This window comes from Amphritea sp. HPY (assembly GCF_050870985.1).
Taxonomy (GTDB): Bacteria; Pseudomonadota; Gammaproteobacteria; order Pseudomonadales; family Balneatricaceae; genus Amphritea.
In genome coordinates, this window is sequence record NZ_CP194015.1 from 4,966,953 (window position 1) to 4,979,534 (window position 12,582).

At 36.3% G+C, this 12,582-nt stretch carries 10 protein-coding genes; 9 read left to right on the forward strand and 1 reads right to left on the reverse strand.

Annotated features, from left to right (window positions below):
- The first annotated feature begins 135 nt into the window (after positions 1-135).
- The 8 genes from ACQUQM_RS22065 to ACQUQM_RS22100 all read left to right on the forward strand — a co-directional run bounded on the left by ACQUQM_RS22065 (position 136) and on the right by ACQUQM_RS22100 (position 9,129).
- Complete coding sequence (locus ACQUQM_RS22065; protein ID WP_432472020.1) at positions 136-945, forward strand: hypothetical protein; 810 nt, start codon at positions 136-138, stop codon at positions 943-945.
- Positions 945-1,709: a sulfotransferase family 2 domain-containing protein gene (locus ACQUQM_RS22070; protein WP_432472021.1), complete on the forward strand. Its 765-nt coding sequence runs from the start codon at positions 945-947 to the stop codon at positions 1,707-1,709. The genes ACQUQM_RS22065 and ACQUQM_RS22070 overlap by 1 nt, the downstream gene beginning before the upstream one ends.
- Entirely contained in the window at positions 1,706-2,758 is a 1,053-nt protein-coding gene (locus ACQUQM_RS22075) for a glycosyltransferase family 2 protein (RefSeq protein WP_432472022.1), read from the forward strand. Before ACQUQM_RS22070 ends, ACQUQM_RS22075 begins: the two co-directional genes overlap by 4 nt.
- 11 nt (positions 2,759-2,769) lie before the next feature.
- Positions 2,770-3,894 (forward strand): glycosyltransferase family 4 protein, encoded by a 1,125-nt coding sequence (locus tag ACQUQM_RS22080; protein WP_432472023.1) that lies wholly within the window; start codon positions 2,770-2,772, stop codon positions 3,892-3,894.
- Positions 3,891-4,727: a hypothetical protein gene (locus ACQUQM_RS22085; RefSeq protein WP_432472024.1), complete on the forward strand. Its 837-nt coding sequence runs from the start codon at positions 3,891-3,893 to the stop codon at positions 4,725-4,727. The genes ACQUQM_RS22080 and ACQUQM_RS22085 overlap by 4 nt, the downstream gene beginning before the upstream one ends.
- Positions 4,728-4,832: 105 nt before the next feature.
- The gene (locus tag ACQUQM_RS22090; protein WP_432472025.1) at positions 4,833-6,797 is read left to right on the forward strand and encodes a glycosyltransferase; all 1,965 of its coding nucleotides are present in this window, start codon (positions 4,833-4,835) and stop codon (positions 6,795-6,797) included.
- A gap of 97 nt (positions 6,798-6,894) precedes the next feature.
- Complete coding sequence (locus ACQUQM_RS22095; RefSeq protein WP_432472026.1) at positions 6,895-8,076, forward strand: hypothetical protein; 1,182 nt, start codon at positions 6,895-6,897, stop codon at positions 8,074-8,076.
- A gap of 192 nt (positions 8,077-8,268) precedes the next feature.
- Complete coding sequence (locus ACQUQM_RS22100; RefSeq protein WP_432472027.1) at positions 8,269-9,129, forward strand: hypothetical protein; 861 nt, start codon at positions 8,269-8,271, stop codon at positions 9,127-9,129.
- Between the two features lie 167 nt (positions 9,130-9,296).
- On the opposite strand, the gene ACQUQM_RS22105 is transcribed toward ACQUQM_RS22100, so the two are convergent.
- Complete coding sequence (locus tag ACQUQM_RS22105) at positions 9,297-9,974, reverse strand: hypothetical protein (RefSeq protein WP_432472028.1); 678 nt, start codon at positions 9,972-9,974, stop codon at positions 9,297-9,299.
- A gap of 1,118 nt (positions 9,975-11,092) precedes the next feature.
- On the opposite strand from ACQUQM_RS22105, the gene ACQUQM_RS22110 reads away from it, so the two are divergent.
- The gene (locus ACQUQM_RS22110; protein WP_432472029.1) at positions 11,093-12,535 is read left to right on the forward strand and encodes a mannose-1-phosphate guanylyltransferase/mannose-6-phosphate isomerase; all 1,443 of its coding nucleotides are present in this window, start codon (positions 11,093-11,095) and stop codon (positions 12,533-12,535) included.
- Positions 12,536-12,582: the final 47 nt, after the last annotated feature.

Sequence of the window (12,582 nt, forward strand, 5' to 3'; positions counted from 1 at the left end):
AGCAGACTCTCAGTTCGGATTGCTATACACCTCTCAACATCCCTTCCCCTTCACACACCCTTCCAGAAAAAAAGTTTTATATCTCTTTGAGCTCGTACGAATTAAAATTAATTACTAAGTGGTATTTATAGGCTTATGAGTGATAATTCATCAGGAAGCGTCTTTCGTCAGTTGGTAGAAGGTAAGTTGTTTTTCTTATCATTCTCAATGTTTTTAATGAAGTTAGACTTTAAGGGCTTTGTGCTAGGCGTGCTTTATAAGCTGTTGGCTAAAGTTTTGATATTCATATCAATGATTCTACCTATTAAGATAATCCTGTTTTTAGCTCCAGCTCAGGAAGTTCCAGGGATATTGTCTCAATATTTTGAGAATAAAGTTCAATTCGTTGGCTTGCTGTGTGTCTTAATGTTAATTTTTATGGTTTTATCTTCACTTTTTTCGAAATTGGCAGTAAATGTTTCTAAAACAAAAGTAGATAAGATCGCTAATATATCCAAGAAAGAATTTGGTGTAGAAGCAATAGAAAAAATAAAGAAGAATGTTGATATTTGCATGTTATCGCATGCGTTATTTTTGTTTTGTTTGTCTTGTTCTATAACTGTATATTTTATCTATCCAGAGCTTTTGTTAGTTTTTTTTCTAGTGTTGGTTATTTCTGCTATCTTTTTTATGGCTGTTGGTAGGTATGAACATTCAACCTTGCAGAGATTTAATGAGAGTCCTGATAAGATGCTAAATGGTATAGCAAAGCTCATTTTTCTAACTTCATTCTTTTATATTGTGTATGACTCAATATTTAATAGTTCAGCCTTAGAGCTGATTTTGATGGTGGTTGGTTTAATTATGATTAGGCAGTCTGGCTTGTTAATTAGCCAGTTATTATTATTGATGATAAAGTTTAATAAAATTAGTAAACCTGCGTTAAAGTTGTTGGAAGTAAAATAATGAAAGGTTATTTGTTGAGTGGAGGCAAGTTAGGTTACAGATATTTTCCTAAGGTTGCTTGTACTAGTATTAAAACAGCTTTGTATGAAATTGATGAACAGAAGCGGTTTTCTAGAGATGAATCAGGAATGCACATTCATCAATATGTTAAAATGAATAAGTTAGCCGAAATGGATGGATGTGAAAGAAGATTTGTTGTAATTAGAGATCCGGTGAAGCGTTTGTTATCAGCTTACAGTAATAGAGTTACTTATCATAAAGAATTAAGTGAAAAATATATAAGAGAAAAGGCAAGTAAATACTACGACACTATCCCCTATTTTGACCCTACTCTGGATCAGTTTGTCGATAATTTAGGAGTGTATTTAAATATAGGTGTGATAAAGCACCATGTCAGGCCAGTTTCTTACTTTATGGAAGGTGAGGGGCTCAACTATTTTACTGATGTATATAGAATGGAGGATATCTCACAATTCGAGTCAGATCTTTCTGAAGTGTTCGAACGAGAGGTTACGTTTGAACATAAGCAGACAGGAGGAAAAAAGTTGTCGTTAAAAGATTTAAGTGCAGGTCAAGTAAGAAAGCTACTTAAATATTACAAGAAAGATTATACACTGCTTCGCAATTATTATTCGGAAGATGCTGTGTGGGAAGAGTGGAAAAAAGAAAATAACTGTTCAAATTCATCATTAAAATTTCAGCTTATTTGTGATTGGGTGGGTTTTTCGCGCTCTAAAGTAATAAAACAAAGGCAGTCAGCATGACTGATAATCCACTAGTATCGGTGTTGCTACCAGCATACAATGCTGAAAAATTCATATGCCGAGCAATCGATAGTATCCTCTTGCAAATTTATGAAGAGTTTGAGTTGATCATAGTTAATGACGGCTCTTCTGATAAGACGCTAGAGTTAATGACTGGTTATGAAGATGCTCGAATAAAGATAGTTGACCTAGAGGATAATGTCGGAATAATTGAGGCGTTGAATATCGCTATTTCGAAGGCTAATGGTAAGTATATAGCGAGAATGGATGATGATGATATCTCTATGCCGCAACGCTTCTTAGAGCAAGTTGAATTCTTAGAGTCTAACCCTGATTATGTGGCTTGCGGATCTTCGATTGTTAATTTTAATGAAAAGGGTGATCAATCTGCGATGGCGTATCCAACAGAGCATGGTGAGATAATGTCGGCGTTGAAGTTTTTTGAGCGAAATATATGTCATCCCTCAGTAATGATTCGTTCTGGTACTATAAAGAAAAATAATATTCGTTATCGACGAGAATACCGTTACGCTGAAGATTACGTCCTTTGGAATGAATTATCTGCATACGGTAAACTGCATAATCTCAGATCGTATCTTCTTTTGTATAATCGCCATGAAGATCAAATTTCATCAAGATATTATTCGAAGCAAATAGAAATTTCTAAAGAAATTGTTAAAGATAACATTGGAGATTTTTTTGATAAGAAAGAGTTAAGATATAGATCAACAGTGTATTTAAATTTCTTGATCCAGGATGCCGAAAATAAAAATGTATCTTTGTCTCCGGCTGAGGCTGAAGGAGCCTATGAAGACTTGTTGTTGTATTCAGAATCTAAAGATGACATGGATACACGGTATGCAAAAAAAATTCTAATGTTCAAATATGTACGAGCTACTTTTCATTATGAATATTCTATTATTCATAAGATTAAATCATTAATTCGATGTATATTTACGAGTCCACGTTTAATGGTAATGAATCTGTTAGAAATTTATCGTTTGTTTTCCATTATAAAAATTAAAAAAGAAGTTGCTAATAATAAATAGTAGGTAATCAGTTGAAAATATTATATGTGGTTAATGTTGATTGGTACTTTTGTTTGCATTGGCTTGATCGTGCCGAAGCAATGCGTGATAAAGGTTATGATGTTCATGTGTTGACAACAATCACATCTTCTGAGCACTTGCTGGATATGGAAAGTCGTGGATTTACTGTTCATCAGATGAGGCTGAGACGAATAAGTATAAATATATTTTATGAGTTTTATACGCTCATGACTATCTTTAGGTATTACTTGAAGTTGAATCCTGATTTGACACATTTGATAACTATAAAGCCTGTGATTTATGGCGGTATTGTTTCAAAGATTCTAAATGTTAAAGCTATTGCCAGTCTTGTTGGTTTTGGGCTGGTGAACAGTAATGATGATAATTTGAGATTGAAAAGATTAATAAAGTTTCTTTTACGATTATCATTGCCAAGTGATATTGTTCTGGAAAATTCAGATGATAGATCTCATATAGAGAAGTTAAAGCCTAATTCTAAACCTATAGTCATAGATGGGGCTGGCGTTGATATTACTAAGTTTTCTTATACGAAGCGAACAACGGGTGGAGCTATTAAAGTTCTTTTTGCTTCAAGATTACTTTGGTCGAAAGGGCTGGGATGCCTTGTTGAAGCATGTCAAAGATTAAAAGTCGAGGATATTCATATTGAGTTGCATGTAGCTGGCATACAAGATACTGACGCAAAAAATGCGATTCCTGATGAAATCATTAATCAATGGGCGGGGGACGGCGATATTATATGGCATGGCAATGTTCAGGATATGCCTGGTTTGATTTCTCAGGTAGATATAGTGTGCCTGCCAACTACATATGGCGAAGGTGTTCCTAGAATACTCATAGAATCGGCTGCGTGTGGAAGACCAATTGTAGCGCCAAGTGTTCCAGGATGTAGCGATATTGTGCAGCATAATGTTACTGGCTTATTATACTGCCCGTTGGAAGATGACGGGCTTTATTTGAGCTTACTCGAAATGGTCAAATTAAGGGATTCATATCACCAATTTGGCAGAGAGGCGAGACAGCTTGTAAAGCATAGATTCAGCAATGAGGTAGTGATAGGGCAATGGATGGAGTTTTATAAGGAACGGCTGGTTGATGTAGGTGCTTATAGATGAAGTTACATTTACACCTGGGAGCACATAAAACAGCTACAACACATTTTCAGAACGTGCTTGAGGTTAATCGACACCTTTACAATAGAAATATTAATTATATTTCTATGGAGGAGTTTAGAAAAGAACTGAATTGGCGCGATGGGTGCTTAAATTACACACTATGCGAAAGATATCTTGATAAGCTAAAAAGTAGCTCACCTGATACATTAGTGATCTCTGAAGAAAACCTTTCGGGTGAGACTAAGGATATATACAAACATTTTTTTTTATATTCTGATATTGCAAAAAGATTGAGTAGTTTTGTTCACTTTACAGAGTCTTTTGATGAAGTTGAAATATGGTTCAGCATACGGAGCATGGATGGGTTCTTACCATCAATATACTGTGAGTCATTAAGACATTGGCCGTATAACAAATTTGAAAACGTGTACTCTGGAAATTACAATCAAACTTGGCTGCCAGTTATTGAATCAATTCGTCGAGTTTTTCCTGAATCCAGGATCAACGTAATAAGATATGAAAACTACACTGCGTCTTTACCATATGTAATAGACAGGGTTTTTGGTGGAAGTGAGAGTTGGGAGTATCTTGAGTCTGAAAGGTCAAGAGTATCAATGAATCACTATGCATGTAAGTTAATGAAGGCCGGAAGATTCTTCATTCCCCGTAATAAATCCTCATGCGTGATACAGTCGTTATCAAATATTCTTGATAGAACAAAAATTGGTTTCAAATTTTCACCCTTTAAAAAGCCTCAAGTTGAAGGGTTTTTGGATGTTTACTCTAGTGATGTTAGACAAATTAGATTTCTTGAGAATGTCCATATCTACTGAATCATAATAATTATTATCTTGGATGTAGATAATTATTAAATACATAACGTTCGCGAAATGAGTTCTTCAGGGAGAGGGCATAGTTTGCGATTTGCAGAGAGTAAAATGAATCAAGTCAAGGTTAGCGTAATAATACCTGTATATAATACAGAGGTGTATTTAGAACAATGCCTGGATTCTGTTCTGTCACAATCTCTAGATGATATTGAAGTTATCATTGTAAATGATTGTTCATTAGATGGATCATCAGATGTTATTAATGATTATGCTGAAAATGATAGTAGAGTTTTCCATATCGATCATGAAGTGAATAAAGGATTACCTGAGGCAAGAAATAGCGGTGTTTCTATTGCGAGAGGTCAATATATAATCCATTTGGATAGTGATGACTTTTGGCTAGATAAAAATATGCTTAATACCCTCTATCAGACAGCCGAAATTGACAACTGTGATATTCTGAAATTTGACGGATTACACGCTGATAATGATAATATTTCACGGCCTATCTTTAAAACAGAAAATATTGTTAATGGTAGTTTCAAGAAGAATCGTGAGTTTTGGAGTTATAGATCTGTCTATTTGTATTTTTTCAGAAAGAACTTTGTAGATAAACACAATCTTAGGTTTGTACCGGGTATTAATTTGGGAGAGGATGCGATATTTTTATCTTCAGCTCTAAAATGTGCTAATAAAATTTCATCTATACCTGATATGTTCTATGCATACAGAGTTGATAACGTCAGTCTGATGCGAAAGCCTTGGGCTTTAAAGGATTATTTAGAAGAAGAAGACGCAGCGAGAATTGTTTCAAATAATATTGAAGGAATAAATGAGCCTTTTGTGAACTATTGGGCCTTTAGATTAAATCATTATTGGAGTACTAAGCTTATTGTTAGGGCTTTCAATGATCTTGATTATAATGAACGGCAAGAACTATTAGCATATGTTTCCGCAACACTAGATCAAGTAGATGTAAAGGAGATAGAAGAAAGTGGATTTTTGACAAGTGTAGGACAAAACGTTTTAAAACTTTTGATAAGAAAAGACTTCTCGGCTCTGGAAAAGTTTATAGCAAAGGTTAACATGTTGCCTTGTCACTATTCTCAATTTTCATCAGTTTTAAAAAAAATATCGTATGTTAAAAATAAACTAAGACCTTTGCTTGTAATGCTCTTTTGGAAGTGTAAAGGGTTACTTAGATTGATCCTTGGCAGGATTAAAAGAATCATTGGTCGTGCTATTTTAAAGGATAGAGTTTTTCATAATATCGAAGGTGATTCTGACTATAATTTTGTACTGACAAAGAAAGGGAAGCTGCTTGGTGCCAGTGCAATGCTGAGAGTTAAAAATGAAGAAAGGCGTATTGTTTCTTGTTTGGAGTCGATCGTAGATTTATTCGATGAGATTGTAGTTATTGATAATGGCAGTAAAGATTCAACTAAAGAACTTGTTGAAAAATTCAAAGTTGAGCATGTTTTGGGTGATAGAGTTGTAGTGCACTCCTATCCTTTTACCGTAGCTAAGTGTGGGTCAGAACATCAAGCTACAGAGGCGAATTCTCTAAGAAGCCTGGCCTATTATTATAATTGGTGTGTTAGTCGATGTGGATATAGTGTTATCTGTAAGTGGGATGCAGATATGTTACTGGGTTCGAACATGGATAGTAGGGAAATATTTAGGCGTTATATCCTAAGCGTTGTAAATGCAAGGCAGTGGCATATCGGTAGCATACCAGTTCAAACTATGTATATTGACGCTGCTGGCAATAGGTTTATTTCTCGTAATGAAATACATCAAGAAGTTAGGCTGTTTCCAAATATACCTGCCGTTTATTTTATAAAAGCGGAACTTTGGGAGGCCTTACAAACAGCGTTTCCAATTAACAACAAGATTTTGGATCCTTGTGTTATTTATGAGTTAAAAGATGTTTCAGAAGATGAGTTTTCACACTGGTCATCTACCACATTTGTTGGGGGAAGAAAGGCCATAGAATTCAGAAACTATATGCGTGTGAAAAAATTAATGCACTTAAATGATTCTAAAGAATTTCTGTCTTCTAACGGCTTATGATATTTGGCATTATATTGAATTTTTTGTCGGAGATGCACATGTGCTTGGGTAAAAGTACGAGCCATCGATCCTGTGTTAATCTTGCTTGGATGTTTAAATGAGAAAACTATATCTTCATATCGGTACTGAAAAAACCGGAACAACTTCCATTCAGGAATTTTTGTATTCCAACAAGAAGGCCCTCTCTAAAAGTGGTTATCACGTTTTGCAGTGTGCAGGAAAGAAGAACCATAGGGCTATCCCATCGTACTGTATGTCTGAGAATAGTTATGATGATTTTTATTTTGATAGACAGATCGATAACCTAGAAAAAAAGCGAATATTTAAGAAGAAACTGTATAATTCATTTGTTAAAGAAATTAATTCATTGAGCGATAATATTCACTCAGTAATTATTACTAGCGAGCACTTTCATTCAAGGCTAAAAACCTTGGAGGAAGTGGCTGCAGTTAAAGATCTGGTTTCCCCGTTTTTTACTGATATAGAAATAATTTGTTACCTCAGGGAACAGTCAGATTTAGCTTCTTCACTATATTCTACAGGTATAAAATCTGGCTCTAACATCGATTTTTCATCTTTTTTGGAGAGGTGTTCACCTGATAATACTTACTACAACTATTATTCTTTTTTGAACAGATGGTCCAATGTTTTTCCTTCAGAAAGCTTAAGTGTAAGGGTTTTTTCTAAAGGCAGTTTTTATAATAATGATTTGATTGACGATTTTTGCTTCGGTATTAATGAAGATCTTCTCTCAAAGGTGGATAGGAAGGTAAACATTGAAAATGAATCGTTATCTAATTTTGGGAAAGTAATTGGGCGGGCTGTAAATTCAGTATCTCCAAAGTATAACGGAGACGGGTCCGTTAATAAAAGTAGAGCTAATGCTTTGCGCAGAGTAGCAAGCTCCTTTGGCGGGCATGAGTCGAATCTTAGTATTGAACAATATAATACAATTTATAAAAGCTTTCTTGCTTCTAATGTTAAGGTTGCTAATGAATACCTGAAAAGTAGTGACCCTTTATTTCCGTCAAACCCACCTGCTGCCTCTAATAAGCCATTAAACGAGATTCAGGTAGCTGATCTTGCAAAAATAATTCTTGATGTGAAAGGTATCGCGCAGGTTTCTGATCAAGATGCCGTTCTTTTTAGAGATGCAGCAATTTTATTGGAAAATATTGATATTAACATTGCATACCGACTTATGAGGCTAGCTCAGCTGGGTAGACCAAAAGGACCATTTATCAAAAGTAAGCTTGAGGAGTATGAGAGTAGACTCTAATGATTATTTACTAAGTCGTTTTTATTCTGTTGTTACCGTAGTGTATATTTGCTTAGTAGTAAAAAGTATTCTTTTTGTTGGTGTAGCATATGTTTAAGTTTGCATCCGGTTAAGTGTTTTTAGCGTGTGCTTTTTCTAAGCTGACTCTGTCTTGTTGTCTTCGTTTTTTGAACAGAATTTTGGTGGTTTCTAATGAGAACATTTTATTTAGGTGTTGGTGCTCAAAAAGCAGGTACAACTTGGTTGTTTAAACAAATTATTAAATCAGATAATTTCCGTAGAGGTTTTTCTAAAGAATATCATCTGTTTGATGCTTTGTATTTGAATGATGGTAAGTCTGCAAGAGCTAATGTTTCTAAAAGAATTAAAAACTACCCTTTTCAGGAGGGAGAGTTTTTTTTAGAAAAATATAAAAATATAATGCTGAGTTTTTATGCTGACAAGAAAAACTACTATGATTATTTTGATTCTATATTGACGGATGATGACTCTTTTTCTTCTGATATTACGCCTTCCTATTCAGGCCTTTCGAGTGAAGTTCTTTTTGAGATAAAGGAAGAATTTAAACGTCGAGATATTTCTCTTAAGATTGTTTTTATAATGAGGGAACCTATTACTCGTCTTGAAAGTGCGATCAGAATGCAGATGAAACGAAAAAAATGTCTACGCGAATTAAGTAGCGTCGATATGACGAAAAAAATGTTTGATTCACTCAACTCTACAAGCGATCGTTCACGAAGTGATTATTTATATACTTGTCAGCAAATAGACAAAGTGTTTTCTAATGATGAAGTTTTTTATGGTTTTTATGAAACTTTATTTTCTCAGATTGAAATTGTTAAATTAAGTTCGTTTTTTAATATGCGGCCACATGAGTTTGATGCTTCTAATATAGTTAATTCTACAATCAAGCCGTTTAAATATAGTTTGCAAGATGTTAATGATTTTCAAACTTCGGTGACTGACCGGTACCAGTTTGTGTTAGATAGGTTTGATTTTGATTTGTCTGTATGGAATGAAGCTGTTTATAACATGGTGGATGAAATGTCTTAGTTCTTCGTGAGTTAATTACTACTCAAATGACGTTTTTACAAACGTTAACTGTGCTACTTGCCTTTTGTAGCCATAGCGCTGTTTTCTTTATACTCAGATTAATGCGTTAAAGTGTTTGTCTGGTTTAGGGTGCTCATCTTGTCAAATTAATGCTAAAGATTTATTTCTTATGCGTTTTTTATTTTTGGTATGATAGACTGATCTCTTGATTTTTTATATCTGCCAGTCTCTTTTATATGATTATATAAGGTAATATCCTTTTCTAAGTGTGATTCTAGTTTTGTTCGTGTTTTATATTCAAGTTCTTCTACTTTTTGTTTTGGTGATATGTTTTTTTGAGGAATAATGATTTTTTTTCCGGTTTTAACCTCTAAAAAGTCTGACACTGCGCTTAAGTTATCGACTGTAAATATGTTGTCGACATAAATTTCATCTGAGCTGGATTTAATGAAGTCAAATTGCGTGGGTAATATGGCAAAGGGAGGTCTTTTTCCGTTACTAGTATAGGCCTCAATAAATTCATTGTACGTAATATCACCTGTATAATTTTTATGATTAGGGTGGCTTGTACTTTTAAGCTCTGCTCTTGCTCTATACTTATACCAGCTCTCAATCCATTGATAGGGATCTCTAAATATACAGAATGACTCTATTTCAATTTTCGGATAGATTTTGAGATGAAAGTTTTCTAAGTATGTCTCAAACCCCCTGGCATTCATGTGTTTGATTTTTGGATGACCTGCGAATTTTATATTACATATGTCGTCTATTGCGTTTTCAATAGACGTTGATGCACATTTAGGATTGCATAGAAATGCAAATCCATACTTAGTAGATATTTTCAACTTTTGTCCTTCCCTAAAAAATACATGAAGGGTCTGATCTATTAGGATCAGCTTCCAAATTCAGTTTTTGCAGTATAAGTTACTGAGCAGGAAAACTTTCCTGATTTTGACCATCAGATAAACTTAGATAGCTGAGCTGAGGCGGCTTAACCAAGCCTGCTTCAGGTTAGATTAGTCCGCTATTGGTTACAGCGGTACCTGCAGTCAGTTAGCCTTGTTCCTGTGTCAGTTGTTGTACCAACGCTTTTGCATAATTACCTGAAACTATCAGATCAACCTGCCTCTTGTCACTAGCCGTGATTAAAGTAGGATCGCTAGTAGACCATATATTATGATCATCGGGTAATTCCCTATTTAGAAGCTCACTGCTATAGAGAAAAGCAGCCAGATGAATTCGGCTGGTAGGAATCAGTTGTACCGGCAGCTGTGTTTACAACACGCCCCAGATAGGCTGACCGCTCAGCCTCATTGAGCGGGAGACTATGTCGTTAAGCAGCCTACGATTCCGGTGCCAATAATATGGTTTTTTCGGTTATCAAATGTTTGCCAGGTAACTGTAACCAGGCGGGTTTGATTGGTTTTCTTAGACGAAGTTGCGATGGGTGCCCCCTGTTGTGTTCAGTTCAGAAGTTTGCTTTGATTTCTCGCGTCAATAAGGCCGTATAAGGTCGCTTAGGGCAGTAAAAGACTTTAACTCACTTCTCAAGTGAAGGTTGTTGATACAGTTTAAGTTTTTGTACTTTTAGATGTGTAAGTAGCATGAAGTTACTATTGGCTGCTGTATCTAAGAAGCGGTTCAACCGGATTGGGCCGATGAGTCTGGCATACTGCTAGGGATTGAATCGTCAGGATATGACATCACCTAAAGGAGATTGATCTGAAGCATCAACACGATCATTGTCTGATTCTTTTACAACCCAAAATGAGTATCGGTGTTGAACAAATAAAATTTGTTGTGATATTGTCTGCACGAATTTTAGGCTGTGTCTGTATAGGTAAAGATTTTGCTGCTATGATAGCCCTGCTTTATTTATTCAGATCGTAAATAGCAAGCCTAAAAAGGAATAAACAAGTTGCTCTCAGCAACTTGTTTCTATATGCCAAACAGGATGTTTGCCGTGAAATTAATCCCCGTTATTATGTCTGGAGGAGTGGGTAGTCGTCTGTGGCCCGTTTCTCGCGTATCCCATTCAAAGCCTTTTATCCCGTTGCCTGATGGCGAAAACCTGATTCAAAAGACATTTACCCGTGCGTGTGGGCTAAGTAATGTCGAAGAAGTACTTACTGTTACCAATCGTGAGCTTTTCTTTAAAACTGAAGATGAATATCAACAGTCTTCAGCACTACCTTGTGCGCAAAGCTTCATTTTAGAACCTTTTGGCCGAAATACGGCTGCTGCAGTGGCAACGGCTGCGCTTCATCTGGAAAGTATTTATGGCACTAATGCTCAGATTTTAGTGCTGGCGGCTGATCACCTTATTAAAGATCAACCGGCATTCGCTGAAGCTGTCCTTAAGGCCCAGACGTTAGCGGCTGAAGGCTTGCTTGTGACCTTTGGTATTCAACCAGAGTCTCCTGAGACTGGTTTTGGATATATTGAAGCCGATAGAGAAGCACCGCTACCCGGCGGCATGCGAGTTAATCGTTTTGTTGAAAAACCTGATTTGGCAACCGCAAAGAGTTATCTAGAATCCGGTAATTATTACTGGAACTCAGGCATGTTTTGTTTCAGTGTCGGTACCATTATTGAAGAGTTCGAACGTCATGCGCCAGAAGTAATTGATTCAGTACGTACGGTATTGGAGCAATCACGGATTAGTGAGAGTGAACAACATCGAAGTCTGAAACTGGATGCCAAAAGCTTTGCTACTGTGCCGGATATCTCCATTGATTATGCTTTGATGGAGCGCTCCGAAAGAGTAGTGACAGTGCCTTGTGATATAGGCTGGAGTGATATCGGCTCCTGGACTGCAATGAGTGATCTGACAGATGCCGATGAGAATGGTAATCGCTTTGAAGGTGAAGTGATGTCCCATGAATCCAAAGGCAATTATGTGCAGAGCAAGAATCGACTTGCAGCTTTGGTTGGCGTTGATGATCTGATTGTTGTCGATACACCCGATGCTTTTCTGGTGGCACATAAAGATAAGGCGCAAGACGTTAAGCATATCGTAAGCCGCCTTAAACAAAATGGACATGATGCTCATCTGCATCATCAAACAGTTCATCGCCCATGGGGAACCTATACCACTCTGGAAGAGGGTGAGCGTTTCAAAATGAAGCGTATTTCGGTAAAGCCTGGCGCTTCGTTATCATTACAGATGCATCATCACCGCTCGGAACATTGGATCGTTGTAAGTGGTATGGCACGTATCATCAACAACGATAAAGAGTTGCTGTTAAGTACTAATGAATCGACATACATCCCTGCAGGCCATAAACACCGTTTGGAAAATCCGGGTGTCATCGAACTTGTAATGATCGAAGTGCAGAGTGGTGATTATCTGGGTGAAGACGATATTATCCGCTTTGAAGATAAGTATGGTCGAGCCGGGCAGTAAATCTGGTTTTCAGACCGCTACTCCGGTTCTTGCACTGGTCGTGTTCT